Source organism: Mycoplana rhizolycopersici, from assembly GCF_013378445.1.
In the GTDB taxonomy this organism is placed as follows: domain Bacteria; phylum Pseudomonadota; class Alphaproteobacteria; order Rhizobiales; family Rhizobiaceae; genus Mycoplana; species Mycoplana rhizolycopersici.
Genome location: NZ_JABXYK010000017.1, coordinates 1 through 24,772, shown reverse-complemented (window position 1 = coordinate 24,772; position 24,772 = coordinate 1). Strand labels below are relative to the sequence as shown.

The window sequence follows — 24,772 nt, the reverse complement described above, 5'->3', positions numbered from 1 at the left end:
ATCCCTGCAGTTAGGATGAAAGCGAAGGAGCAAGCGCATATGACGTCTACCGATTTCCGACCCGGCAAACGACTTGCAGCGATCGGCCGCCTTTGGGGCACGTCGCTCCTGCTGCTGTCGTGCATGCTCGCGCCGGCCTCGGCGGACGTCCGGGAAGTACCGAGCAAGAAGGCGAGCCTGCTGGTAGAGCCCGTCGCAACCGGCCTGGCCAGCCCCTGGGCGGTCGAGGTCCTGCCCGACGGCGCCTATATCGTCACCGAGAAGCGCGGCGCCCTGCGCATCGTGCGAAACGGCGAGGCCTCCGAGCCGATCCGGGGCGTTCCGCGCGTGGCTGCCACAGGCCAGGGCGGACTGCTCGATGTGGCACTGGCCCGCGACTTTTCGACCAGCCGGATCCTCTTTCTCACCTACAGCGCACCCGGACGCGGCGGGGCCGGAACAGCCGTCGCCCGGGCCCGATTGTCCGACGACGAGAAAAGCCTGGAAGAGGTTCGGCAGATCTTCGTCATGAACCGGCTGACCGGCCGGCGGCAGCACTTCGGCTCCCGCATCGCGATCGCCGCCGACGGCAGCCTCTTCCTCGGCATCGGAGACCGGGGTCAGCAGGCCCGGGCGCAAAATCCGCGCGACCACGCCGGATCCATTCTCCACATCAATCCGGATGGAACCATTCCGGGAAACAACCCCTACGCCGACCTCAATGGCGGCCTGCCGGAAATCTGGTCGAAAGGCCATCGCAACCCGCAGGGGATCGACATCGATCCGAAAGACGGGACGCTCGTGACCGTCGAGCACGGCGCGCGCGGCGGCGACGAAGTAAACTATCCGCAGCCGGGCAAGAACTACGGCTGGCCGATCATCAGCTACGGAAAGCACTATTCCGGGGCGGAGATCGGTGACGGCACCTCGAAGGACGGCCACGAGCAACCCGCCTACTACTGGGATCCTTCCATCGCACCCAGCGCGATCGCCGTCTATCGCGGCGCGATGTTTCCGGAATGGGACGGCAACCTGCTCGTCGCCGCGCTGAAATACCAGTTGCTCGCACGGCTGGAACGCGACGATGCCGGTGAGATCTTGAGCGAAGAGCGCCTGCTCGACGGAGAATATGGGCGGCTGCGCGATGTCAAGGTCGCGCCCGACGGCTCCGTACTGCTCCTGACGGACGGCGAAGACGGACAACTGCTGCGCCTCCACCGCGCCCCCTCGTCCCACTAATACCAAGTCTCGATGATAGGAACCGATAGGATGGCTTATGGCTGGTCGCCGACTAGGCGCGGCGCGCAGGGCGATGCTGTCGCATCGGCCAAGCGTCGCAACGACGCCGGAGACTAGCCATAAGCCGACTGCGGCCGGCTTCTCGGCTTTCTGGCGTCGTCGAGGTCCTTGACCGATGCAACAGCATCGCTCCGCGGACCTCTCCTGGCCAGAAAACCCGATCGAGCCGGTCCTATCGGTTCCTATCATCGAGACTTGGTATAACCGGTTCCCAACAGCTCCAGCCGGCATCCGTCCCGGCCTCCGAATTCCCTTGTAGTACTTGGCATGGGCCTCCAAGGCGCCAGCAAGTTACATCCGCGATCTATCAAGAATACTGAACAACAACGACGCATCCGGGCATCCGCTTGCCTGTTTTGAAGGCAAATGCTAACCGCAAGCGCAAATCAATCCCGACAATCGAGGATCCGTCGTGTCCCGTCTTCAGGCGAATCTCCTTCTGCTGCTGACAGGCGCCATCTGGGGCGCGGGATTCATCACTCAAGCAACCGCCATGGAAACGCTGGGCCCGATCTGGTTCATCGGCCTGCGATTCGCCGTCGCCACCTTCGTGGCCCTTCCCTTTGCGCTGGCCGAAGACAAACGCGTCAGCAAGCCGGCCACGCGCGGCGACTGGCTCGGTTTTGTCGCCACGGGGCTCGCCCTCTTTGCCGCCGCTGCCACCCAACAGGTCGGACTGCTGACCACGACGGTTACCAATTCCGGCTTTTTGACGGGGCTGTACGTCGTCTTCACGCCGATCCTGACCACGCTCGTCCTGCGCAAGCAGCCCCACTGGGTGATCTGGCCGGCGGCTCTGATGGCGACGGTCGGCATCTTCCTGCTGAGCGGTGGAGCCTTCTCGCGACTGACAGTCGGCGACATGCTCACGATCGCCTGCGCCTTCCTGTGGTCGGTGCAGATGATCTGCGTCGGCACCTTTGCCGGGCGCTCGCAACGTCCGCTGGCGCTTTCAGCGGTCCAGTTTGCCGTCTGCGCGATCCTGGGCTGCACCGTAGCCGCGGCCATCGAGCCCATCAGTCTTTCGGCGATCAGAGGAGCGCTGCCGGAGATCCTGTTTTCCGGCTTCTTCTCCAGCGGCCTCGCCTTCATGTGCCAGAACGTCGCCCAGCGCTACACGACCGCGCCGCAGGCAGCGATCTTCCTTTCCAGCGAAGCCCTGTTCGCTGCCATCTTCGGCGTGCTCATCATGGGCGACAGCATCGGTGCGGCCGGGTATGCCGGCTGCGCGATCATCTTCGTGGCGATGTTGGCGACGGAACTCGTGCCGGAATTCTCCAAGGCCAAGGAACGCGGGGCCGCGACGGCTTAGACCGCCCCGTTATTACACATGTAAATGAACGCTGGCACGCAATGCTTCATCATCTGCGTTTATAGCGCGGCAATCCGAATATATTTTTCCGCGCTGCTTGGGGATTGTGCCAGAATGTTGCAACACTATTACGGCGCGCGATGGAAATCGGCCAAATTGAGGCTACATATCAGAAGTATGAAACTTTTGCTTGCCAATTCATGATAAACACAGCACTCTTCGTCCGTTCGGGCAATTTGCGAACACGGGAAGACCTTAGAATAAAAGCGCGCCGGAGACGCGAGAAAATCCGGGCAGCCGTGCTGATATGTTCTTTTGGAACGACGCTTGGCTGGCTGCGGTAAAACAGGACCCTTTCCTCACATCGAAACTGCCTGCCTCACGCCCCTATCGGGGCAAATCGAAATGCTGCCCGCCGCCACAATATCGGGCAGAGAGAAAAGGACCTGACGCATGGCCGAAACTGGCACCGTAAAATTCTTCAACACCGAAAAGGGCTTCGGATTCATCAAGCCCGACAATGGTGGTGCGGATATCTTCGTACACATCTCCGCTGTACAGGCATCTGGCCTGAACGGCCTTTCTGAAAACCAGAAAGTGAGCTTCGAGACCGAGCCGGATCGTCGCGGCAAGGGACCGAAGGCGGTCAATCTGCAGGTCGCCGGCTAAGGCGCACTGCAAAAGAACTGTTGTGGCCCGGCATTCTTGCCGGGTTTTTTTTGTTCAGCGCACATTCATGCGCCCGCCCCTACTCTCGATGACATGGAAGCCGATAGTCGGCCTTGTCAGGGACGAGCGAAATGAAAAGGTTCTTGAAGACAATTGTGCTGGCAGCCGCAGTCGCTGCGACCACCGCAGCCTCCTTCGGCGTCGCCGAAGCAGGCGACCGCTGGCGCCGTCATCACCACAACAACGACGCCGCCTGGGCGGCGGGAGCCGCAGGCCTTGTCACCGGCGTCATCGTCGGCAGCGCGATTGCCAATGACGGCGGCTACTATCGTGCCGCGCCGCGCCGCGTCTATGTCGAGCCCGAATACTATCCGGAGCGTCGCGTCTATCGCCCGGCTCCGGTCGCTGTGCGCACCTTCGAGCCCTGGACCCCGGAATGGTACCGCTACTGCGAGGGCACCTACCGTTCGTTCAATCCGCGCAGCGGCACGTTCGTCGGCTATGACGGGCTGGAACATTTCTGCGTCGCCGGCTGATACCGGTCGACAGCCTGACTTGAAGAAGGCGGATGGATCCCATCCGCCTTTCGCATTTTCCACCCGGGCGTTTTCACCCGGCGATCAGATGCCCCTGAGAAAGGGATTGGTCAGCCGTTCCTCGCCGATCCGGCCGCCCGGACCATGGCCGCAGATGAAGCCGACCTCGTCTCCGAGGGGAAGCACCTTCGTGCGGATCGATTCCAGCAGCACCTTCTCGTCGCCGCCCGGAAGGTCGGTCCGGCCGACCGATCCGCGAAAGAGCACGTCGCCGAGATGGGCGAAGTTCTGCTGCCGGTTGAAGAAGATCACATGCCCCGGCGCATGGCCGGGCGTATGGTAGACCTCGAATTCGTGTTCGCCGAAGGACACCCGGTCGCCATCCTCGAGCCAGCGATCGGGAACGACGTTCTGCACTTTCATGGCCACGCCGAACTTCTCCGCCTGCGTCTCCATGCGCTGTAGCAGCGGCAGATCGTCCTTGTGCGGCCCGACGATGTCGAGCCCCAGCGCTTCCTTCAGCTCCTTCGCGCCGCCCGCATGATCGAGGTGACCATGTGTCAGCCAGATCGCCTTCAGCGTGATTCCGTTCTTGCGGATGACGTCCAGGATCGCATCGACGTCACCGCCGGGATCGACGATCACGCCTTCCTTGGTATCCATGTCGAAGAGGATCGTGCAGTTCTGCTGGAAAGGGGTGACGGGGATGACGCCCGCCTGAAGCATGCCCATGGTGTCCTCGCGTGAGTTTGTGGCTGCCACGCATATAGAGGTTCCACGCCTCCGGTTCCATTCTTCAATGCGCAAGTCCGCGTCGGGCGGCGACGCCTGAGGCTATCTGGCGCTGGCGATTTCCTGGGAATGCATGTGCCCGGCCTGTGCCGCCGGGTCGGATGTCACCGTCGTCAACAGCAGGGCTGCGACGGCGATATTTGCTGCAAAATACGTATAGACCACCGCCCGCAGGCGGCTCGCAACCGAGCCCGTCTCCATCATCTGGCTTTCCATCGACCTGTCCCCTTACCTCTCAGGCATGAACGCTTTCTCGAATGCAACCTACAACGGCGATGTCGGCCATTCTGTTCCGAGAGGTACACGTTCGATGCGGACAATTCATTCGCCGTCTGTAACGTTCATGCCAGACCGACCGCCGAAAGCGGCCGCTACACCGGCAGCGCCGTGGTCTCCTTCAAGGTATCGAGCACGATCGCCGTCTTGACGTGCGAAACGGATTCGTGCGGCAGCAGCACGTCGTTCACGAACGCCGAGAGCGCCTTCAGGTTCGGCACGACCACCTTGATGATGTAGTCCATCTCGCCCGTCAGCGAGAACGCCTCCAGAACCTCCGGCAGGCTCGATATCAGGCGGGCGAAGCGCTGCGCATTGTCGCGATTGTGCGTGGCCAGCGTCACCGTGACGATGATGACGATGCCGAGATCGAGCTTCTCGCGGTCAAGTTCGGCCCGGTAGGCACGGATGATCCCCTCCCCCTCCAGGCGCGACCTCCGCCGCGAGCATTGCGAGGCCGAGAGATTGATCCGCTCCGAGAGCTCGTTGTTCGTCAGGCGCGCATCCTGCTGCAGGAGCGCCAGCAATTTCCGGTCGAATGCGTCAAGATGCACGATTTCGTCTCCGCGAGATTAATTCATGCAAGAATACGTCATTCCCACCGGATTGCCCACACACTTTGCAAACTTCATGCGGCGATCTCGGCGCATACTTGCATCGGGTAACGGAATTGACGGAGGACAAGCCATGGGACCTTTCCCGCACGATGCACCACCCGCTGAAATCACGGCCGAAAATCCGGCCGGCACCGACGGCTTCGAATTCGTCGAGTTCGCACATCCCGAACCGGAAAAGCTCCGCGAACTGTTCGCCCGCATGGGCTATAGCGAAGTCGCCCGCCACCGGACGAAGGACATTTCCGTCTGGCGGCAGGGGGACATCAACTACATCCTGAATGCCGAGAAGGGCTCCTTTGCCGATCACTTCGTCGAAAAGCACGGTCCCTGCGCGCCTTCCATGGCCTGGCGCGTCGTCGATGCGCAGCATGCGCTGAAGCACGCGGTATCGATGGGCGCCGAGGAATATACCGGCACCGACAAGTGTATCGACGTCCCCGCCATCGTGGGCATCGGCGGCTCGCTCCTCTATTTCGTCGATCGCTATGGCGAGAAGGGTTCCGCCTACGACGCCGAGTTCGAATGGGTCGCGGAGCGCAATCCCAAGCCGGCGGGGGTGGGCTTCTACTATCTCGACCACCTGACCCACAACGTCTTCCGCGGAAACATGGACAAATGGTGGGCCTTCTACCGCGAACTCTTCAATTTCCGGCAGATCCACTTCTTCGACATCGCCGGCAAGATGAGCGGGCTGGTGTCGCGCGCCATCACCTCGCCCTGCGGCAAGATCCGCATTCCCCTGAACGAATCAACCGACGACAGGAGCCAGATCGAGGAGTATCTGCGCAAGTACAAGGGCGAAGGCATCCAGCACATCGCCGTCGGCACCGACGCGATCTACGACGCCACCGACAAGCTTGCCGAAAACGGCCTGAAATTCATGCCCGGCCCGCCGGAGACTTATTACGAGGCGTCACATGGGCGGGTACACGACCATGAGGAACCGATCGAGCGGCTGAAGAAGCACGGCATCCTGATTGACGGCGAAGGCGTGGTGAACGGCGGCACGACGAAGATCCTGCTGCAGATCTTCTCCAAGACCGTCATCGGGCCGATCTTCTTCGAGTTCATCCAGCGCAAGGGCGACGAAGGCTTCGGCGAAGGCAACTTCAAGGCGCTGTTCGAATCGATCGAGCAGGACCAGATCCGTCGCGGCGTCTTCAACGACGCGGCCGAATAGCGGCACTCCCCAGTCCCTCCCGCCAAGCACGGCCGCCGCCCTCAGGGGCGGCTGCTCCTTTTTCAGCACAGAAGAACCCCGTCTATGCCGACTTAGGCGCACGCGGCACGGCTTGAACGTCCGCTCCCTCGGCCAACTTCCCGGTGAAATTGACAGTTGCACAATTTGCAACCACTTTAGAGATGCCGAAAGTATCGGCGACTGGCGAGTCGGCCGCATGGGACGGCAGCTGCCAGGTTCACGTGTTCGATGCCGGACGGCGTGGACGCGCTTCCGGCACGACCTAATCGGGGGAAGTGCACATGGAAGCTTTGATGCCACTCATCACGCAGCTCATCAGCGGGGCCATCGGCGGCAATGCCGTTGCAGCCGTCCTCAAACAGCAGGCGACCAATGTCATCGTGCGTACCATCGTCGGCGCGATCGGCGGCATCGGCGGAGGCCTGCTCCTGCAGGCGCTGGGCGGTGAGGCCGGCCTTTCCAATCTCGTCGCCAACGGCATCGGCGGCCTGATCGGCGGCGGCGTGCTGCAGGCGATCGCCGGAAGCCTGCTCGGCCGCAAATCGGCCTGAACGCACATTTGGGAAAGGCGGCGCATGGAACGCCGCCTTTCCCATGATCTGTCCGTTACTCCGCCGCGGTCGCGAGCGGCTGGACTTCCTTCATGTAGTCGTTCATCAGCGTCTCGGTGATCGCCGCCGGCGTGAACCGGTAGGGGCCGATCTCCGAAACCGGCGTCACTTCCGCAGCCGAACCCGTCAGGAAGCATTCGCTGAAGCTCGAAAGCTCCTCGGGCATGATCGCCCGCTCGACGACCTGATAGCCGCGGCGCTTGGCCAGCTCGATCACCGTCTGGCGCGTGAGCCCGTTGAGGAAGCAGTCCGGCGTCGGCGTATGCAGCACGCCGTCCTTGACGAAGAAGATGTTGGCGCCGGTCGCCTCGGCCACCTGGCCGCGATAGTCCAGCATCATCGCATCGGCATAGCCCTTCGCCTCTGCGGCGTGCTTGGAGATCGTGCAGATCATGTAGAGGCCGGCAGCCTTGGATTCGCACGGGGCCGTGCGCGGATCGGGGCGGCGGTACTCGGCGATATCGAGCCGGATGCCCTTCAGCTTTTCCGCCGGATTGAAATAGCTGCCCCACTGCCAGATGGCGATGGCGACGTTGATGCGGTTGCTCTGTGCCGAGACGCCCATCATTTCCGAACCGCGCCAGGCGATCGGGCGCACATAGGCTTCGGAGAAGCCCTGCCGCTTCAAAAGCTCGATGCTCGCCGCATCCAGTTCCTCGACCGAATACGGGATCTTGAAGCCGAGGACTTCGGCGGAGCGGTGCAGGCGGCGATTGTGCTCGGTGAGCTTGAAGATGCGGCCGCCATAGGCGCGCTCGCCCTCGAAGACCGCGCTTGCATAGTGCAGCCCGTGCGTGAGGACGTGGATCTTGGCGTCCTTCCAGTCCACGAACTCGCCATTGAACCAGATCTGCCCTTCCAGCTGATCAAAGGGAACCGCCATGATGATCTCCTCCCGGCCCTTGAGGACCGTTCTTGATGTTGATTTCTCCGCCCGATACGGTCAAACCAGACACAGGCATGATACTGCCTTGCCAACACGGCCGAATACCGGCAGGCGCCGGCGTCGTCACCTGGCGCATGCGATGGGGATTGCGTCGGCAAGCTGTGGACATGGGGTAACAAGGAGGTAAAATTATGTCAATAACGCTGACGTATTTTTGCGAATGTTGCGCCGAGTATCGATGCAATGAAAGGAAATGACCGCGTGGTACGACAGACACCGGAACGCAAGGGCGCGATCGAGTTCTTCGACCAGCCCTTGACCGACGAGGGCGGCATAGATTTCGAGATTATCGAGGGGTTCTTCTTCGCCTATCGCGATTTCATTTCCGACCCTGACGCGATTCTTGAACGCAGCGGCTTCGGCCGCGCGCATCACCGCGTCGTGCATTTCGTCAACCGCGAACCGGGACTGACAGTGGCCGATCTGCTCGATACGCTGAAGATTACCAAGCAGAGCCTGGCGCGGGTTTTGAAGCAGCTGATCGACTCGGGCTATATTTGCCAACTCGCAGGCCCCGAAGATCGCCGGCAGCGCAAGCTTTACCCGACGCGGGCCGGCCGCGAGCTGGCGCTGGCGCTGGCCGAACCGCAGCATCAGCGCATCAAGCGCGCTTTCGACGGCATGAGCGCGGACGATCGCCGGGCGATCACCCGCTTCCTGACCGGTATGCAGAATGCGCGCGACGCTAACCGGGACGAACGGCAATGACGACCATGGACAGGCCATCCGACGACGCAGCGCATCTATTGATCGTCGATGACGACAAACGCATCCGCGAACTTTTGAGCCGCTACCTCACCGGTGAAGGTTTCCGCGTGACCGTGGCCGGCGATGCCGACGAAGCGCGCCGCAAGTTGCAGGGGCTCGATTTCGACCTCATCGTCATGGACGTGATGATGCCCGGCGAAACCGGCCTGCAGCTGACGCAGAGCCTGCGCGCCATCCGCAGCATCCCGATCATCATGCTGACGGCGCTGACGGAAACCACCGCACGCATCGAGGGGCTCGAGGCGGGGGCCGACGACTATCTGGCAAAGCCGTTCGAGCCGCGCGAACTCGTGCTGCGCGTCAACAACATCCTCAAGCGCAACGCACAGCCCGCCGCCCCGAAGATCGAACAGGTCATGTTCGGGCCATACACCTTTTCTATCGTGCGCAAGGAGCTCAAGCGCGGCGGCGATCCCATCAGGCTGACCGACCGCGAGCAGGAGATCATGCTGCTCTTTTCGCTGCGGGCGGGCGAGACCATCCCGCGCCACGAACTGATCGGCGAGGAGACGGATGTGGGCGAACGGACGATCGACGTGCAGATCAACCGGCTGCGGCGCAAGATCGAGGACGACCCGACCAACCCCGTCTGGCTTCAGACGGTTCGCGGCATCGGCTACAGGCTGAGTATAGAGTAGACCGCCGGATGGCGGCGGAAGGCGAAGCGCCGATATGACGACTTTCGAGACGTTCAAGCGCGAGATCGAGCGACGGCCACTGGGCGGCTGGCGCAGGGTCGCGAAATGGCTGCGCCGGCAATTGCCGACCGGCCTCTACACGCGCTCGCTGCTGATCATCATCATCCCGATGGTGCTGCTGCAGTCCGTCGTCGCCTTCGTCTTCATGGAGCGCCACTGGCAGCTCGTGACGGAGCGCCTCTCCATGGCCGTCACCCGCGATATCGCGGCGCTCATCGACCTCATCGACACGTTTCCGAATGACGGCGCCGATGCGGAGATCATGCGCATCGCCCGCGACCGGCTGAACCTGAACATCGCGATCGAAAGGGGCGACCAGCTTCCCCCTCCGCGCCCGAAACCCTTCTTCAACATCCTTGACAACATCCTCAGCGAACAGATCACGCGCCAGGTGAAGCTGCCGTTCTGGATCGATACGCTGGGCGACAGCAATCTGGTCGAGATCCGTATCCAGGTCGACGAGGACAGGATTCTGCGCGTTTATGCCCGCCGCAACCATACCTATGCGTCGAATACCCATATCTTCCTGATCTGGATGGTCGGCACGTCGCTGGTGCTGCTCGCCATCTCGATCCTGTTCCTGCGCGGCCAGATCCGTCCGATCCTGACGCTCGCGCAGGCGGCCGAAAGTTTCGGCAAGGGGCAGAAGATGCCCGAGGACTTTGCCCCGCGCGGCGCCGACGAGGTGCGCCGCGCCGGCCTCGCCTTCATGCTCATGCGCGAGCGGATCGAACGCCAGATGGAGCAGCGCACCGCGATGCTGACAGGCGTCAGCCACGACCTTCGCACCATCCTGACCCGCTTCAAGCTGCAACTGGCGCTGGCTGGCAAGAACCCCGACCTCGAAGGCCTCAACCAGGACGTCGAGGACATGCAGAGCATGCTCGAGGGCTATCTTTCCTTCGCCCGTGGTGAAGCGGAGGAAGACGTGGGACAGCTTCGCCTGACGAACCTGTTCGAGAAGTTTGAAATCGAGGCGGAACTGAACGGCAAGGAACTGACAAGCTCGATCGAGGGCGAGGACGAGGTGCTCGTGCGGCCGAACGCCTTCTCGCGTCTGGTCGGCAACATCGTCTCCAATGCGCTGCGTTACGCCAACAAGGTGGACATCCAGGCCCGCCACAGCGCCAAATGGCTGACGATAGTCGTCGACGATGACGGCCCGGGCATTCCCGAGCGTTCGCGCGACGACGTGTTCAAGCCGTTCTTCCGTCTTGACGAGGCGCGCAATCTGGATTCGTCCGGCACCGGCCTCGGCCTGGCGATCGCCCGAGACATCGCCCGCAGCCACGGCGGCAACGTCACACTCTCCGACAGTCCGCTCGGCGGCCTCAGGGCCACGATCCGCATTCCGGCTTGAAGAGGCTTGCCGCAAAAGCAGGCGCAATATTGCGGCGGTGGGGCGTTCCGGAGGGCAAATCGAGCGCACAGCACACAGCCCGCTGGCGATGCCCCATCAGTCCGCAAGACAGCAATCGCAGCTGCCAATTTCAGGTGGCCGTATCGAAGAAAACGCCGTGAAAAATCTCAGAACAGAAGCCTGAGCAGCCCGTCAGCAGAGCCGCGCGCCGTTCGGGACCGGGCGCTCAGTGGCAGCCAGCACGATCTCGCCCGCCTCGTCGGCAAAGCCGAGCGTCAGCACCTCGGAGCGAACCGGCCCGATCTGTCGCGGCGGAAAGTTGACCACGCCCAGCACCTGCCGCCCCACCAGCCGATCGGCATCGTAGTGCACTGTGATCTGCGCGGACGACTTCTTGATCCCGATTTCCGGCCCGAAGTCGATCGTCAGCTTGTAGGCCGGCTTGCGCGCCTCGGGAAACTCGGAGGCCTCGACAATCGTGCCGACACGAATATCGACCCGCTCGAAATCGGAAAAGGAGATGGTATCGGACATGGAGCGCTCCCCGAATGCAGACGGTAAACGGATCCGTCCCGCCTCGCCGGTCAGGCGCGCGGGACGACACTCATTGAACGGACGGGCAGCCGTCGAAGCCGGTTCGACGGTACGGCGTCAACCGGCGAGTTCTTCGGCGCGTTTGCGGGCAGCGGCGATCGCCCGGTCGAACAGCGGCTGCATGCCGTCCTCGGCCATCAGCACGGACAGCGCTGCTGCTGTCGTACCGCCGGGAGAGGTCACGTTCTGGCGCAGCTTCGAAGCGTCATCGGGGGACTGGTGAAGAAGTTCGCCAGCCCCCGAGACAGTTTCCCGTGCGAGGCGCATGGCAAGGTCCGCCGGCAGGCCAGCTTTGCGACCCGCCTCAGCCATGCACTCCACGAGATAGAAGACATAAGCCGGTCCACTGCCGGAAACGGCGGTCACGGCGTCGATATCGGCTTCCGTCGCCACCCACTCGACGGGGCCGCTGACTTTCAGGAGCGTTTCGACCTCTGCGCGCTGCTCCGCGGTTACACCCTCATTGGCATAAGCGCCGGTAACGCCCCGGCCGACCATTGCCGGCGTGTTGGGCATTGCACGAACCATGCCCGCCTTGCCGAGATGCGCTTCCAGGTTGGCGAGCGTCTTGCCCGCGGCGACCGAGACGACGACGGTGCCGGGACCGACGAGGCCCTTCAGCGGCGGAAGCACGGCGTCGATCAACTGCGGCTTCACCGCGACGAACAGGATCGATGCCTGGACGCCGGCAGGCGCAGACGTCTCGTGACGCACGCCTTTTTCGGCAAGAAGGGACTGCATGGCCGGCGACGGGCCGGGATCCAGAACGAGAAAGGAAGAACCGGGCACGCCGCTCTTCAGCCAGCCCGAGAGCATGGCCCCGCCCATGTTTCCAGCTCCGACCAAAACGATGGGGCCTGCTGCATCTACACTCATAACTACGCCACTCCGACTGTCTCGAACATGACCGCGTCGACCGCGGCCTGCGCTTCCATACCCGACCAGACGACGAACTGGAATGCCTGAAAGTACGCTTCGCATGTTTCGAGCGCGCTGGAGAGCAGCACCTCGACCTGCCGGTTCGTCGGCTCCGCACCGCCTGCGAGCAGGAGCGACTGGCGGAAGATCACCACGTCCTCGTGCCGCCACAGGTCGAAATGTCCCATCAGGACCTGACCGTTGACGTGCGACAGGAGCCTGATCACTTCATTGACACGGCTTTCCGGCACCTTGATGTCAAAGGCGCAGGCGAGATGCAGCGCTTCGAACTCTTCCATCCAGGAAAAGGAGACGTGGTAGTCAGCCCACTTGCCTTCGACCGTCATCGCGATTTCGTCTTCGCCCGACCGTTCGAACGACCAGTCATTATTCGCAGCGACGAACTCGATCATGTCGACCGGGTTCGACTGGCGTACGACATCCAATTCCATCAGGTTCATGCGTCACCCTTTAGGCCCGGAAAGGCAAACGTCTTCGCGATCACTCACACGAACGCGGCAACCTACCCGGAAACAACACTGAATGATTGCGCGGCGCGACCAGTACCCTGACTTACTAACCCTGCCCCAAGCTGGCGCCGCCGTTTCGAATCATCATTTAAAATCAGTCTATAACGGCAGAGTCCGCAGACCAGCCCCCCGGGCGCATTTTATCGCCGGCGTTGTGGACAGAGGTTCCCAAAACGATTCAGCCCGGGACCTTAAACGACTCTGCGATAAGGCTTTTTTAATGATGTCCACAGGACCCAAAATTTCTGCGAAAAAAAGAGGCCGGCGCGATCTGTATCGCGCCGGCCTGCCGTAACGTAAGTGAAGAAGCCGGAACTACTTTTTCTTTGCTGCCAGCTGCGCCTCGAGCGCCTCGATGCGCTTCAGCAACGCGTCGTTTTCGTCGCGCGCCTTGACGGCCATTTCGCGCACCGCCTCGAATTCCTCGCGCTTGACGAGATCCATGCCGTTCAGGAACCGCTCTGCCTGGGCGCGAAACACCGTCTCCATCTCCTGCCGCACGCCCTGGGCGGCCCCTGCGGCATCGGTCATCAGCTTGGCGAAGTCGTCGAGAATTCGACTGGTTCCGGTCGTCATGGCGCGCCTCCTCGGCTTCAAGTCTCAATTCGCGGCTGCAGCCGCATCCGTTTCTGAGGTAGGAGCTGGCGCGCCGGTATGCAAGCGGAATCACCCGCACGCCTGCATAAGCTGGGGCGTCTGCCACCATTTCGGCGAAAGCGGCTTGACCGTGCCGCATGCGAACGCCATGTTCCGCGCACGTCAACCGGACCGTAAACCCTTGATCCCAGCTGCCGAACTTCTTGCCGTCCTGGCATTCCCGAATATCGACCCGATCGCGTTCTCCATCGGCCCCATCGCCGTTCATTGGTACGGCCTAGCCTATGTCGCCGGCATTCTGCTGGGCTGGTTCTATGCCCGCCGGCTGGTGACGCGCGCCGATCTGTGGACCAGGGATACGCCACCGATGACAGTCGCCCAGCTCGACGACTTCCTCGTCTGGGCAGCGCTCGGCGTCATTCTCGGCGGCCGGATCGGCTACATCCTCTTCTACGATTTCGCCGCGATTGCAGCTAATCCGCTGCGCGCTTTCGAGATCTGGAACGGCGGCATGTCCTTTCATGGCGGCTTCACCGGAACGGCGATCGCCATGTTCCTGTTTGCCCGCAAGAACAAGATTGCGCTCTGGAGCCTGTTCGACATCGTCGCCGCCGTCGTGCCGATCGGGCTTTTCTTCGGCCGTATCGCCAACTTCGTCAACGGTGAGCTCTGGGGCCGGCTGTCCGGCGCACCCTGGGCCTTCGTCTTCCCGAATGCCGGCCCGTTTGCCCGCCATCCGAGCCAGCTTTACGAAGCCGCACTGGAAGGCATCGTCCTGCTTGGCCTGCTCGCCGTCGCCGTCTACGCCTTCAAGGCGCTGAAGCGGCCGGGCTTCGTGACCGGCATGTTCGTCGCCGGCTATGCGATCAGCCGCATCTTCGTGGAATTCTTCCGCGAGCCGGATGCGCAGCTCGGCTACCTTTTCGGCGGCTGGCTCACCATGGGCATGCTGCTTTCGCTGCCGATGCTGGCGCTTGGCATCTGGGCGATGCTGCGCGCCCGTCGTGCCGCGATCTGAACCCGGAGACCGGCCATGCCGACCCCGCTCGCCCAGAAGATCAAGGCGCTGATCCGCACCAACGGGCCGATCAGCGTCACCGATTATTTCTCCCTGTGCCTGGCCGACCCGGAACACGGCTACTATCGCACGCGCGAACCATTCGGCACCGAAGGCGACTTCATCACCGCCCCGGAAATCAGCCAGCTCTTCGGGGAGATGCTCGGCGTCTTCATGGTGCACGCCTGGCAGCGCCACGGCTCGCCGCAGGCCGTGCGCTTCGCCGAGATCGGACCCGGCCGCGGCACGATGATGGCCGACATGCTGCGGGTCGTATCGAGGCTCGCACCGGCGCTCTACGACGGGGCAACCTTCCATCTGGTGGAGACCAGCCCGCGCCTGAGAGACGTGCAGAAGAAGACGCTGGAAAAGCACGCGCAGCGCGTCTCCTGGCACGACAGTTTCGACGAAGTGCCGCCCGGCTTCCTGCTGCTTGCCGCCAACGAGCTGTTCGATGCGATTCCGATCCGCCAATTCGTCCGCACTCCCACCGGGTTTCGCGAACGCATGGTTGGGCTTGACGCGGACGGCGAGCTGATGTTTGCCGCGGGCACAGCGGGCATCGATCCGGACCTTTTGCCCAAGGGGCACAAGACGGAGCCACCCGGCACGATCTTCGAGATCGCCCCGGCGCGAGAAGCGGTCATGGCGGCCATTTGCGAGCGACTGCGCGCGCATGGGGGGGCCGCGCTCGTCATCGACTACGGCTACGTCGTGACCGGTTTCGGCGACACGCTGCAGGCCGTCCTTCAGCACGCCTTCGATCCACCGCTGGCTCATCCCGGGCAGGCGGATCTGACCAGTCACGTCGATTTCGAACGGCTGTCGATCGTTGCCCGCGACAGTGGCCTGCGCGTTCACGGCCCGCTGCACCAGGGCGACTTTCTCATGGGGCTCGGCCTGGCGGACCGGGCATCCGCGCTCGGCCGCGGACGCGACGAGGAATTGCAACGGCAGATCATCGCCGATGTGGAGCGCCTGGCGGGATCGGGCGCCGGAAACATGGGCGATCTCTTCAAGGTGATCGCCGTCGCCAGCGCCGATGTGCCGCTCGCCCCGTTCCGGCCTTCGGATTGACAGCTTACGGTCAGGACCTATTAAATTCATTCATTCTGTTCGGCTGCATGAGATTGGATGGAAGAAAGCAAGCGCAAGGCAAGGCTTTCAGCCTTGTCGAGCATTGCTTTCGATCAGGCGGCTCATGCAGCCCAACCCTTCGGGCGTGACGGATTTCGCGTCTGGACAGCGTCGGAAAGATCTGAAAATGATGGGCATTTCCTGCATCTCCCCTCCTGGCCAGACGCGAAATCCGCCACGCAGAATGAATGAATTTAATAGGTCCTGACCCTTGCCCCCGGCGATCAGCATCGCCGCGATTTGAATCGGACACCGCCTTGTCCGCAGCCCGCCAGAGGTCCCGTTCGCGGGGCCGCATCGAAGCGATGAGGATGATGCCGTGCTTTCCCCTGTCCAGAGTCCCCTGATCGAAAGCGCGGCCGGCGCAAGTGTCCGCCACGGCTATTTCACCCGCGCCGGCGGCGTCTCCGAAGGGATCTATGCCGGCCTGAACGTCGGACTCGGCTCCAACGACGAGCGTGAAAGCGTCGTCGAAAACCGCACTCGGGTCGGCCGGTGGTTCGGCGCCGATCACGGCCGGCTCGCCACCGTCCACCAGGTCCATTCGCCGGACGTGTTCACGGTGGACACCACCTATGCCGGAGAACGTCCGCAGGCCGATGCGCTCGTCACGGCCACCCCCGGCCTCGTCATCGGCGTCCTCACCGCCGATTGCGGCCCGATCCTCTTTGCAGACCCGGAAGCACGCGTCGTCGGCGCAGCGCATGCCGGCTGGAAAGGCGCGCTTACGGGCGTACTGGAAAACACCATCGATGCGATGGAAGCGCTTGGCGCGACGCGGGAAAACATCGTCGCCTGCCTCGGCCCGTCGATCAGCGGACGCAACTACGAGGTCGGGCCTGAGTTCGTCGAGCGCTTTATCGGAACAAATCCCGGCTACGGCGAATTCTTTTCAAGGTCCGAACGGGACGGCCATTCCATGTTCGACCTGCCGGCGCTCACACTGAAGCGGCTGGCCGATGCCGGGGTTAAGGCGGAAAATCTCGACATCTGCACCTATCCCGAAGCGGCGAACTATTTCTCCTATCGCCGGACCGTCCACCGCAAGGAACCCGACTACGGACGGCAGATTTCGGCGATCATGATCAACGACTGAGCAGACCGGGGAGCGAAGCATGGCCCTGCAATTCGACACTGAGGAATATGCCAACCGGCTGCAGCGCCTGACGGCGAGGATGCGCGAGGAGAAGCTGGACGCCATGCTGCTTTTCGCGCAGGAGAGTATGTACTGGCTGACCGGCTACGACACCTTCGGCTACTGCTTCTTCCAGTGCCTGGTGGTGAAGTCCGACGGCGACATGGTGCTGCTCACCCGCTCGGCGGATCTCAGGCAGGCGCGCCAGACCTCGAACATCGAGAAGATCGAAATCTGGGTCGACCGCGCCAATGCTGATCCGGCCATGGACCTGAAAAACCTGCTTTCCGAGATGGACCTGCTCGGCTGCCGGATCGGCGTGGAGTACGACACCCATGGCCTGACGGGCAGGAATACGCGGCTGCTCGACAACCAGCTCCAGAGTTTCGGCGAGCTTGTGGATGCCTCCCATGTCGTCAGCCGGCTGCGCCTCATCAAGAGCGCGGCAGAGATCGCCTACGTCGAGAAGGCCGCCGCCCTTGCCGACGATGCGCTCGAAGCGGCGCTACCCCTGATTGCGCCCGGCGGTGACGAGGCTGCGATCCTCGCGGCCATGCAGGGTGCGGTGCTGGCCGGCGGCGGCGACTATCCGGCCAACGAGTTCATTATCGGCTCGGGCGCGGACGCCCTCCTCTGCCGCTACAAGTCGGGGCGGCGCCGGCTCGATGCGAACGACCAGCTGACCCTCGAATGGGCGGGCGTGAGCGCGCATTATCACGCCGCGATGATGCGCACCGTGATCATCGGCGAGGCCACCAACCGTCACCGCGAGCTCTACAGCGCCTGCCGCGAAGCCATCCAGTCCATCGAAATGGTGCTGCGGCCCGGCAACACCTTCGGCACCGTCTTCGAAACGCACGCCCGGATCATGGAAGAGCGCGGCCTCGCCCGCCACCGGCTGAACGCCTGCGGCTATTCGCTAGGCGCTCGCTTCTCGCCGTCCTGGATGGAGCATCAGATGTTCCACGTCGGCAATCCACAGGAAATCCTGCCCGACATGTCGCTCTTCGTGCACATGATCATCATGGATTCCGACACCGGAACGGCCATGACGCTGGGCCAGACTTACCTGACTACCCCGGACGCTCCGAAGCCGCTGTCGCGCTACGGGCTCGATTTCATCGAGGTATGAGCGCCCGCCGGCGGACAAATCCGGAATTGACACGCTACCGCACCGCACAGCATAAATCCGTCCGTGGAATGGAGGGACGATGCACTTCGCAAACGGCGAACGGAAACGGATGCGTGAGTTGATGCAACGGGTCACCCTGGTCGGCCTTCTTCTCCTTGCGGGATGCAACAGCACGGATGCGCTCACCCCGCAGGTCGATGTCGGCGGCGGCACGATGCGCTCTCCGCCCGTCACCCAGCGTGATCTCGACCAGATGAGTGCGGAAAACCCACCGGTCGGAAACACACAGGCGACCGCGATGACCGGTTCGCCGGCAGGATCTGGCCAGGCAGCCGGCTCGGGGACGCTGGAGGCGCAGGCCGACGCCCTTTCGCGCAGCCAGCAAAACCCGGTCGCAAGCGGCGCTGGCGGCACCGTCATCGATCCGGGCGGACAGCAGTCGCTGGCCGCACAGCAGCCCCAGGACCAAAACAGTCAGCGCCAGCCGCAGCCTTCCACCCAACAGACCGAGACCGCCGCCCTCGCACCGGCCGCCGGCGGCGACAGCATCCGCTTCCTGCCCATCATCGGCGCGCCGGTCGAAGCCGTGACTCCGCTCTCCCGCCAACTCGGCGCGCAGGCCCGTGCCAGCGGCCTGACGATCAAGAGTTCCTCCGACAATAGCAGCCGATATATCCTGAAGGGATATTTCTCGGCCATGCAGGACGGCGGCAAGACCAACGTGGTGTATGTCTGGGACGTGCTCGACAGCTCCGGCGCCCGGCTTCATCGCATCCAGGGCCAGGACAGCGTGAACGCCACCGCAAAAGACCCCTGGGCCGCAGTGCCGGCCGCCACGATGGAGGCGATCGCGCAGCGCACGATCCAGGAATATGTCAGCTGGAAGAGTCAGTCGGGCGGCTGAGACAACCGCTCGAAGCACGGCATGAGAGCACGGTATGAAGCTCCACGCCACCTCCCGACGCAAGCCGCCCCCCCTTCCCGACGCAGGCGACTTGCGATCCCTCACGCGGTCGCCGCGTGGCACATGCCTGTCAAGGCAATCCTGCCCCACTGGAATGCGCCATGCAGCCGCTCTCCGGTCACGCGAACAGAAAATCCTCCGCGCTGAGATCGGTCACGCCGGCCACGGTGATGTCGTTTGCGGCATCGAAGCGAACGATGCTGTCGCCACCGCCGACATCGATGTCCAGATCCGTGAAGGCGTGAATGCCGACCGCGGCGAAGGCCTCTAGGTCGATCTTGTCCCAGCCCTTGTCGAAGTCGACCTTGTCGTGCCCGTTCTGCGGCGCGAACACGAAGCGGTCCGCGCCCGCCCTGCCGATCATGTGATCGTCGCCGGTCCCGCCGATCAGCCAGTCCCGCCCGGCGCCGCCGTCCAGCACGTTGCCGGTGCCGCCGACCACGGTCAGCTTGTCGTCGCCGAAGCCGCCCTTCAGGAAGCTCGACCCGAGCGAGCCCGCAGTCACCGTCGCAATCAGCACATCGTCGCCCCAGCCCCCGTCGAGCCGGTTTTCGACGCTGGACGTGCCCGTTGGCGACAACCCCGGAGTGGCGGAAATCGTGGTCTCGAGGCGGTCGTCTCCCCACCCGCCAACAAGAACATTCGCAACCTCGTAGGAACCGCCGCGGACATCGAGCGAAGCTTCCAGCACGTCCCTGCCGTCTCCGCCGTCAAGATGGTTCAACGCCTTGACGTGCTGGCTCCCCGCGCTCGTTTCCGCCTTCAGACGATCGTTGCCCGTCCCGCCATACAATCTGCTCGTTACATCTGTGAAGGTATTGCCTGTGTCGATCTGCTCGACTTCAAGCCGATCATTGCCCTGACCGCCCCACAGCTCATTGACGCCGACCGGGGCCTTCGAATTGGAGTTCGTATAATTGTAGGCACGCAGAAAGTCGTTCCCGTGACCGCCATGCAGCGAGTTTGACACCAGTGTGGTAACGTTGGAACGTCCTATCGCGGTGGCATCGAGAACATCGTCACCGGACCCGCCGTAGAGAACGTTACGCGCTGTGGCCAGAAAGCCCACCAGTTCGGTCTCCGCACGCGCCTTCACGTAGTCGTCGCCAGAGCCGCCAGCGACAAAGTTTTCCGCCAGGAGGTCGCCGAGAGCGCCGCGCGTATCCGCAAACGCATCGATCTTGTCGTCGCCGGATCCGCCGAGAATATGAATTTTCGCCGTGAAATCTGCGACGATAGGCTGTGCCAGGTTCGCAGTGGCCTTGATGATGTCATCACCCCTGCCCCCGTCCTGCCGGATCTCTGCCGAAAGCTGACGCTCCGGAAATGTAAGCAATCCCCCTTGAAGAGTAATTGTCGCCTCGAGTTTGTCTCTGCCGGACCCGCCCATCTGTATGGCGAGCCCCTTGACCGGATCGTCGCCCTGCATAGGGACCACCACCGTCGTCTTCAGCTTGTCGTCGCCGCTGCCGCCGACGAGCGCGGTGCGATTGTGGCTGCTGCTCAGCCAGTCGCCGGCGCCGAGACCGAACACGATGTCGCCTTCCGACTTCGTCGCAAGGACGTCGCTGCGTCTCGTTCCGAGGATCACGTGTTCCACAGGATCGATGAGCAAGAGCCATTCGAGCGACTTGAGCTCCTGGGCATGGTGGTAGGCGGATTTTCCAAGCTTTACAGCCAGATTGTGCACTTTCCCGAACATTGCCATTTCATCCTCCTTGCAATGACGTAAGTATTCCAAAGAGTTTTCGCGGCATGGGGAGACCATGGCCGGAAGGTAGTGAAAAAAATGACAGATTTCGCCGCACAATCATGTTGTTCTTACTTTGTAATTTTGTCCACGCCTCCAAAATCATGAGAACGAAACGAAACAAACTAGACCGAAAGACTTACGGTGGGCACGAGTGCTGCAACGCACGGACCACCGTAGCGCTGCGGCGAGACACCGCCCGAAGGCCACAATCCTGTCCATTGCCGGCTGCTAACCGCAGTCTGCCGGCGCAGCGAGCGCATTCCGACAAGCAACACGGTGGAGGAAAGAGCGCAAACCCTGCGGCACGGGACTTGCATTCACGCCCGGGAACGCTAAAAGGCAGCCCATCAGCATTCTCGTAGGCCATCAAACAGGCGGACCATAGATGAAGGTTTTCGCGGGCAACTCGAACCGGCTGCTGGCCGAAGCGATCTGCAACTATCTCAATGTCCCCCTAGGCCGCGCCAGTGTGCGCCGCTTCGCAGACCAGGAGATCTTCGTCGAGATCCAGGAAAACGTGCGTGGTGAGGATGTCTTCGTCGTCCAGTCGACGTCGTTCCCCACCAACGACCATCTGATGGAACTCCTGATCATGATCGATGCGATGCGGCGCTCTTCCGCCCGCCGCATCACCGCCGTCCTCCCCTACTTCGGCTACGCCCGACAGGACCGCAAACCCGGTCCGCGCACGCCGATCTCGGCCAAGCTGGTTGCAAACCTGATCACCGAAGCCGGCGCCGACCGTGTCCTCACGCTCGACCTGCATGCCGGCCAGATCCAGGGCTTCTTCGATATCCCCACCGACAATCTCTACGCCATTCCGATCCTCGCCCGCGACGTGAAGGACAATTACGACCTGAAGAACGTCATGGTCGTCTCGCCCGACGTCGGCGGCGTGGTACGCGCCCGCGCGCTCGCCAAGCGGCTGGACTGTCTGCTGGCGATCGTCGACAAGCGCCGCGACCGGCCGGGTGAGTCCGAGGTCATGAACGTCATCGGCGATGTCTCCGGCAAGGACTGCCTGCTGATCGACGACATCGTCGATTCCGGCGGCACGCTCTGCAACGCGGCAGAAGCCCTGCTGAAGAACGGCGCAACAAGCGTCACCGCCTATATCACGCACGGTGTCCTGTCCGGCGGCGCCGTCACCCGCGTCACCTCGTCCAAGCTCAAGGAACTGGTGATCACCGACTCGATCCAGCCGACGACGGCGGTGCAGTCCGCCCACAACATCCGCGTCATCACCACCGCCGGCCTGCTTGGTGAAGCCATCAACCGGACCGCAGCGGAAGAGTCCGTCTCCAGCCTGTTCGACTGAACGGCGGCACAGCGCTCGCATCCTCGCCATTAGTGATGGCTTGCAACTGATCGGCGCCGCAAAATTGCGCGCGTCGAATCCTGCGCGTCACCCCACTTCATGCGGCGGGTCGGGCACGATTGGCACATCCCGATGCAACCACGCCGAATCACATTCGCCGCGCCACTAGCATATCGAGCACAACCCGCAAGAAGAAAATTGCGCGCGCCGATTGCGCAACGTTGAATTGTGTCATAATTTAGCCCCGGGGAATTTAGCAGCAAACCGACGCGATCCGCGAGGGATCTAACGCGCGAGCACAACGTTCGCGCGAACGGGCCTCCGTGTGCCGCGCGCTTGGGCGAGGGATATGCCGTGAGCCACATCAGCGGAACCGTCGACGTTCTTGATCTTTCGTCACTTCTGACAAGGCCCGCCTCAGCAGGATCTCCGGATGGCAGCCAGCCATGTCCTGGCCCAGGCAGGGACGGGAGCGAGCATCGTCATCCACGGCTTCGGCCCCGACGGCGACAGTCAGCGCTTCACATTGGAGGTCAATGCCGCGCCGGTGCGACTGTGGCTCATTCCGAAACCGGGTGAAGGCGAAACCGGCTATGTCCTGATGTGGGCGGCAAACAAGGGCGCCGGCCTCTTCCAGCAAGTGCTCGATGCCAGCGGCCAGCCGGTCGGCGACGTGGAGATGTTCCAGGACGACAACGGGGCGATCCCGTTCCTCAATGCCTCCCTGAGCCCGCTTTCGAACGGCAACTGGCTCGCCTCCTACGAGCATTGGGACGGCTTGATGTTGCAGATGGTCGACAGCGTCGGCGACCCCGTCGGCGACCCGGTCGTAGCGCCCCAGTTCATCTACGAATACACGGCAATTCCCGACGGTGAAGGCGGCGTCTTCCTGCTGGGCTTCGACTATGAGGGCTACGATAGTGTCTATTTTGCCTATCACTACGATGCCCAGCTGCAATTGCTGTCGTTCGAGCGGTTATGGGTTACGAATTACGCTTCCATCGCAACACCTATCGGCCCGGGCGAGAGTGTGACCGCCTATGTGGAATCGAACCAGCTTTTCGTCACGTTCATCGATCTTCACGCCGGCGAAGCGACGAACGCCTCCATTTTCGACCTGCCCTCATCCGTCCGAAACATGACTCTGAGCCTCACGCAACTGAGTGACGGCGACATATTGGCTACCTGGACCCGGGCACCCCAGGGCGAAACGCCCGTGCTGCAGGGTCTGCGGATCAATGCAGATGGCAGCCTGGACGGGGCGGTCTTCGATATTGCAGCCCTGCCGGACCTTCATACCACCACGCCGGCCACCGTAACCGCCCTGCCGGATGGCGACTTCTCGATCGCATTTCTCACCAGCGACGGTGGATCAAAGCAGGTCCGCCAGCTTTCCGTCGACTACGTCGGGGATGCTCCGGAAGGCCTCGACGCAACGATCACGCTTTTGGAAGACGGAGTGCATGTCTTCGCAGCCGATGATTTCCAGTTTTCGGACGCAAACAACGATGGGCTGGCCGCAATCGAAATCACCGCACTGCCGGAGCAGGGGACACTTCTGTTCGACGGCGCGCAGGTCGCCGTGGGGCGGTTCATCGATGCCGATGATATCGGCCTGCTCGTCTACCGGCCGGGTCCGGATCAGCACGGCACAGATTATGCGTCGATAGACTTCAAGATCATCGATGCCGGCGCATATGGCTCGGACGGATCTCGCAACAAGGACGACGAGGCCAACACGATCACCTTCGATGTCACCGCGGTAGATGACATCCCCACCGGCAAGGACAAGACGGTGGTGGTTCTGGAGGACGAGCCTTACGGCTTTACAGCCTCCGACTTCGGCTTCAGCGACGCCGACGGCCAATCCTTTGCGATGTTGCAGGTCACCAGCCTTCCGCCCGGCCTGCTGCTGCTGGAAGGCCGGTCGGTTTCGGCGGGAGAGAGGATCGCTTATGGCGACATCGCGAAGCTTGTCTACATGCCGGCGGCAGACGCTTCCGGGATCGCCAGCTTCACCTTTCAGGTCATCGACCAGGGGACAAGCAACAATATCGATCCCGTGCCGAAGACCTTCCGGTTCGAGATTTCGCCGGTCAACGACGCTCCGTCCGGAACGGACCGCATGATCGATCTTCTCGAAGACAGGACCTATACCTTCAAAACTGCCGACTTCGGCTTCACCGACAAGGCGGACGGCCATGCGCTGGCAGGCGTGAAATTCGCGACGCTGCCGTCCGCTGGAAGCCTGACGCTGTCCGGCAAGGCGCTCAAGGCCGGCCAGATCGTCACCGCAGCCGATCTCGGCAAGCTGGTCTATACGCCGGCTGCCAATGCCAATGCCACCGTCTCCTTCACCTTCCAGGTCATCGACAATGGCGGAACGGCCAATGGCGGGATCAACACCGATCCGACGCCGAATGCGTTCCGCTTTTCGATCAAGCCCGTCAACGACGCTCCTTCGGGTACTGACAAGACGGTCGGTCTGCTGGAAGACAGCGCCTACAAATTCAAGGCCGTCGACTTCGGCTTCACCGACAAGGCGGACGGGCACACGCTGGCTGGCGTGAAGT

General features: G+C 62.6%; 26 protein-coding genes. 17 read left to right on the top strand and 9 right to left on the bottom strand.

Annotated features, from left to right (window positions below; translation table 11 throughout):
• The first annotated feature begins 123 nt into the window (after positions 1 to 123).
• From HV823_RS21575 to HV823_RS21560, 4 genes are all read left to right on the top strand, one after another.
• The gene (locus tag HV823_RS21575; RefSeq protein ID WP_246301872.1) at positions 124 to 1,218 is read left to right on the top strand and encodes a PQQ-dependent sugar dehydrogenase; all 1,095 of its coding nucleotides are present in this window, start codon (positions 124 to 126) and stop codon (positions 1,216 to 1,218) included.
• A 472-nt stretch (positions 1,219 to 1,690) separates the two neighbouring features.
• Positions 1,691 to 2,590 carry an EamA family transporter gene (locus HV823_RS21570; protein WP_176951765.1) on the top strand — a complete coding sequence of 300 codons (900 nt, stop codon included), beginning with the start codon at positions 1,691 to 1,693 and terminating at the stop codon, positions 2,588 to 2,590.
• Between the two features lie 453 nt (positions 2,591 to 3,043).
• The gene (locus HV823_RS21565) at positions 3,044 to 3,259 is read left to right on the top strand and encodes a cold-shock protein (RefSeq protein ID WP_176951764.1); all 216 of its coding nucleotides are present in this window, start codon (positions 3,044 to 3,046) and stop codon (positions 3,257 to 3,259) included.
• A gap of 131 nt (positions 3,260 to 3,390) precedes the next feature.
• Complete coding sequence (locus HV823_RS21560) at positions 3,391 to 3,795, top strand: BA14K family protein (protein ID WP_176951763.1); 405 nt, start codon at positions 3,391 to 3,393, stop codon at positions 3,793 to 3,795.
• Between the two features lie 84 nt (positions 3,796 to 3,879).
• Here the strand turns inward: HV823_RS21560 and HV823_RS21555 are convergent, their stop codons facing one another.
• The 3 genes from HV823_RS21555 to HV823_RS21545 form a co-directional block, all read right to left on the bottom strand.
• On the bottom strand, positions 3,880 to 4,521 hold the full coding sequence (locus HV823_RS21555; protein WP_176951823.1) for an MBL fold metallo-hydrolase: 642 nt from the start codon (positions 4,519 to 4,521) through the stop codon (positions 3,880 to 3,882).
• Positions 4,522 to 4,629: 108 nt separating this feature from the next.
• Positions 4,630 to 4,803 (bottom strand): hypothetical protein, encoded by a 174-nt coding sequence (locus HV823_RS21550; RefSeq protein WP_176951762.1) that lies wholly within the window; start codon positions 4,801 to 4,803, stop codon positions 4,630 to 4,632.
• 155 nt (positions 4,804 to 4,958) lie between these two features.
• Entirely contained in the window at positions 4,959 to 5,420 is a 462-nt protein-coding gene (locus HV823_RS21545) for an Lrp/AsnC ligand binding domain-containing protein (RefSeq protein ID WP_176951822.1), read from the bottom strand.
• A gap of 130 nt (positions 5,421 to 5,550) precedes the next feature.
• On the opposite strand from HV823_RS21545, the gene hppD reads away from it, so the two are divergent.
• Positions 5,551 to 6,660, top strand: a complete 1,110-nt coding sequence (gene hppD, locus HV823_RS21540; protein WP_176951761.1) for a 4-hydroxyphenylpyruvate dioxygenase — start codon at positions 5,551 to 5,553, stop codon at positions 6,658 to 6,660.
• A 302-nt stretch (positions 6,661 to 6,962) separates the two neighbouring features.
• Positions 6,963 to 7,232, top strand: coding sequence for a hypothetical protein (locus HV823_RS21535; RefSeq protein WP_176951760.1), 270 nt, complete (start codon positions 6,963 to 6,965; stop codon positions 7,230 to 7,232).
• A 55-nt stretch (positions 7,233 to 7,287) separates the two neighbouring features.
• On the opposite strand, the gene HV823_RS21530 is transcribed toward HV823_RS21535, so the two are convergent.
• On the bottom strand, positions 7,288 to 8,178 hold the full coding sequence (locus HV823_RS21530) for a branched-chain amino acid aminotransferase (RefSeq protein ID WP_176951821.1): 891 nt from the start codon (positions 8,176 to 8,178) through the stop codon (positions 7,288 to 7,290).
• A 261-nt stretch (positions 8,179 to 8,439) separates the two neighbouring features.
• Here HV823_RS21530 and HV823_RS21525 point away from each other — a divergent pair, with 261 nt between their 5' ends.
• Genes HV823_RS21525 through HV823_RS21515 form a run of 3 tightly spaced genes read left to right on the top strand, consistent with a single transcriptional unit; the run spans position 8,440 to position 11,064 of the window.
• Positions 8,440 to 8,946, top strand: a complete 507-nt coding sequence (locus HV823_RS21525; RefSeq protein ID WP_407071951.1) for a MarR family winged helix-turn-helix transcriptional regulator — start codon at positions 8,440 to 8,442, stop codon at positions 8,944 to 8,946.
• Positions 8,943 to 9,644, top strand: coding sequence for a response regulator (locus HV823_RS21520; RefSeq protein ID WP_176951759.1), 702 nt, complete (start codon positions 8,943 to 8,945; stop codon positions 9,642 to 9,644). Before HV823_RS21525 ends, HV823_RS21520 begins: the two co-directional genes overlap by 4 nt.
• A gap of 34 nt (positions 9,645 to 9,678) precedes the next feature.
• The gene (locus tag HV823_RS21515; protein WP_176951758.1) at positions 9,679 to 11,064 is read left to right on the top strand and encodes an ATP-binding protein; all 1,386 of its coding nucleotides are present in this window, start codon (positions 9,679 to 9,681) and stop codon (positions 11,062 to 11,064) included.
• 192 nt (positions 11,065 to 11,256) lie between these two features.
• On the opposite strand, the gene HV823_RS21510 is transcribed toward HV823_RS21515, so the two are convergent.
• From HV823_RS21510 to HV823_RS21495, 4 genes are all read right to left on the bottom strand, one after another.
• Positions 11,257 to 11,598, bottom strand: a complete 342-nt coding sequence (locus HV823_RS21510; protein ID WP_176951757.1) for a tRNA-binding protein — start codon at positions 11,596 to 11,598, stop codon at positions 11,257 to 11,259.
• A gap of 117 nt (positions 11,599 to 11,715) precedes the next feature.
• Positions 11,716 to 12,534, bottom strand: a complete 819-nt coding sequence (proC, locus tag HV823_RS21505; protein ID WP_176951756.1) for a pyrroline-5-carboxylate reductase — start codon at positions 12,532 to 12,534, stop codon at positions 11,716 to 11,718.
• A 2-nt stretch (positions 12,535 to 12,536) separates the two neighbouring features.
• Complete coding sequence (locus HV823_RS21500) at positions 12,537 to 13,037, bottom strand: type III secretion system chaperone family protein (protein WP_176951755.1); 501 nt, start codon at positions 13,035 to 13,037, stop codon at positions 12,537 to 12,539.
• 384 nt (positions 13,038 to 13,421) lie between these two features.
• On the bottom strand, positions 13,422 to 13,682 hold the full coding sequence (locus HV823_RS21495) for an accessory factor UbiK family protein (RefSeq protein ID WP_176951754.1): 261 nt from the start codon (positions 13,680 to 13,682) through the stop codon (positions 13,422 to 13,424).
• A 202-nt stretch (positions 13,683 to 13,884) separates the two neighbouring features.
• Between HV823_RS21495 and lgt the strand changes: the two genes are divergently transcribed.
• From lgt to HV823_RS21465, 6 genes are all read left to right on the top strand, one after another.
• A complete protein-coding gene (gene lgt / locus HV823_RS21490) occupies positions 13,885 to 14,721 on the top strand; it encodes a prolipoprotein diacylglyceryl transferase (protein ID WP_176951753.1) in 837 nt (278 codons plus the stop codon).
• Between the two features lie 15 nt (positions 14,722 to 14,736).
• Positions 14,737 to 15,837, top strand: coding sequence for a class I SAM-dependent methyltransferase (locus tag HV823_RS21485; protein ID WP_176951752.1), 1,101 nt, complete (start codon positions 14,737 to 14,739; stop codon positions 15,835 to 15,837).
• A gap of 57 nt (positions 15,838 to 15,894) precedes the next feature.
• Positions 15,895 to 16,089, top strand: a complete 195-nt coding sequence (locus HV823_RS21480; RefSeq protein WP_176951751.1) for a hypothetical protein — start codon at positions 15,895 to 15,897, stop codon at positions 16,087 to 16,089.
• Between the two features lie 127 nt (positions 16,090 to 16,216).
• Positions 16,217 to 16,993, top strand: coding sequence for a peptidoglycan editing factor PgeF (pgeF, locus tag HV823_RS21475; protein WP_176951750.1), 777 nt, complete (start codon positions 16,217 to 16,219; stop codon positions 16,991 to 16,993).
• Positions 16,994 to 17,012: 19 nt separating this feature from the next.
• The gene (locus HV823_RS21470; RefSeq protein WP_176951749.1) at positions 17,013 to 18,164 is read left to right on the top strand and encodes a M24 family metallopeptidase; all 1,152 of its coding nucleotides are present in this window, start codon (positions 17,013 to 17,015) and stop codon (positions 18,162 to 18,164) included.
• A gap of 109 nt (positions 18,165 to 18,273) precedes the next feature.
• The gene (locus tag HV823_RS21465; RefSeq protein WP_176951748.1) at positions 18,274 to 19,068 is read left to right on the top strand and encodes a hypothetical protein; all 795 of its coding nucleotides are present in this window, start codon (positions 18,274 to 18,276) and stop codon (positions 19,066 to 19,068) included.
• Between the two features lie 178 nt (positions 19,069 to 19,246).
• Here the strand turns inward: HV823_RS21465 and HV823_RS21460 are convergent, their stop codons facing one another.
• A complete protein-coding gene (locus HV823_RS21460; protein WP_176951747.1) occupies positions 19,247 to 20,836 on the bottom strand; it encodes a calcium-binding protein in 1,590 nt (529 codons plus the stop codon).
• A 430-nt stretch (positions 20,837 to 21,266) separates the two neighbouring features.
• On the opposite strand from HV823_RS21460, the gene HV823_RS21455 reads away from it, so the two are divergent.
• Positions 21,267 to 22,199: a ribose-phosphate pyrophosphokinase gene (locus tag HV823_RS21455; protein WP_097142285.1), complete on the top strand. Its 933-nt coding sequence runs from the start codon at positions 21,267 to 21,269 to the stop codon at positions 22,197 to 22,199.
• Between the two features lie 433 nt (positions 22,200 to 22,632).
• The coding region (locus tag HV823_RS21450; RefSeq protein WP_210270895.1) for an Ig-like domain-containing protein at positions 22,633 to 24,772 on the top strand (2,140 nt) is incomplete at its 3' end.

Coding starts and splice junctions, on each gene's coding strand:
- HV823_RS21520 (WP_176951759.1), top strand. CDS start 8,943: ATGACGACCATGGACAGGCCATCCGACGACGCAGCGCATCTATTGATC.
- HV823_RS21470 (WP_176951749.1), top strand. CDS start 17,013: ATGGCCCTGCAATTCGACACTGAGGAATATGCCAACCGGCTGCAGCGC.
- HV823_RS21575 (WP_246301872.1), top strand. CDS start 124: ATGCTCGCGCCGGCCTCGGCGGACGTCCGGGAAGTACCGAGCAAGAAG.
- HV823_RS21560 (WP_176951763.1), top strand. CDS start 3,391: ATGAAAAGGTTCTTGAAGACAATTGTGCTGGCAGCCGCAGTCGCTGCG.
- HV823_RS21480 (WP_176951751.1), top strand. CDS start 15,895: ATGGAAGAAAGCAAGCGCAAGGCAAGGCTTTCAGCCTTGTCGAGCATT.
- HV823_RS21510 (WP_176951757.1), bottom strand. CDS start 11,598: ATGTCCGATACCATCTCCTTTTCCGATTTCGAGCGGGTCGATATTCGT.
- hppD (WP_176951761.1), top strand. CDS start 5,551: ATGGGACCTTTCCCGCACGATGCACCACCCGCTGAAATCACGGCCGAA.
- HV823_RS21565 (WP_176951764.1), top strand. CDS start 3,044: ATGGCCGAAACTGGCACCGTAAAATTCTTCAACACCGAAAAGGGCTTC.
- proC (WP_176951756.1), bottom strand. CDS start 12,534: ATGAGTGTAGATGCAGCAGGCCCCATCGTTTTGGTCGGAGCTGGAAAC.
- HV823_RS21465 (WP_176951748.1), top strand. CDS start 18,274: ATGCGTGAGTTGATGCAACGGGTCACCCTGGTCGGCCTTCTTCTCCTT.
- HV823_RS21555 (WP_176951823.1), bottom strand. CDS start 4,521: ATGCTTCAGGCGGGCGTCATCCCCGTCACCCCTTTCCAGCAGAACTGC.
- HV823_RS21550 (WP_176951762.1), bottom strand. CDS start 4,803: ATGGAAAGCCAGATGATGGAGACGGGCTCGGTTGCGAGCCGCCTGCGG.
- HV823_RS21460 (WP_176951747.1), bottom strand. CDS start 20,836: ATGGCAATGTTCGGGAAAGTGCACAATCTGGCTGTAAAGCTTGGAAAA.
- HV823_RS21485 (WP_176951752.1), top strand. CDS start 14,737: ATGCCGACCCCGCTCGCCCAGAAGATCAAGGCGCTGATCCGCACCAAC.
- HV823_RS21535 (WP_176951760.1), top strand. CDS start 6,963: ATGGAAGCTTTGATGCCACTCATCACGCAGCTCATCAGCGGGGCCATC.
- HV823_RS21455 (WP_097142285.1), top strand. CDS start 21,267: ATGAAGGTTTTCGCGGGCAACTCGAACCGGCTGCTGGCCGAAGCGATC.
- HV823_RS21515 (WP_176951758.1), top strand. CDS start 9,679: ATGACGACTTTCGAGACGTTCAAGCGCGAGATCGAGCGACGGCCACTG.
- HV823_RS21500 (WP_176951755.1), bottom strand. CDS start 13,037: ATGAACCTGATGGAATTGGATGTCGTACGCCAGTCGAACCCGGTCGAC.
- HV823_RS21495 (WP_176951754.1), bottom strand. CDS start 13,682: ATGACGACCGGAACCAGTCGAATTCTCGACGACTTCGCCAAGCTGATG.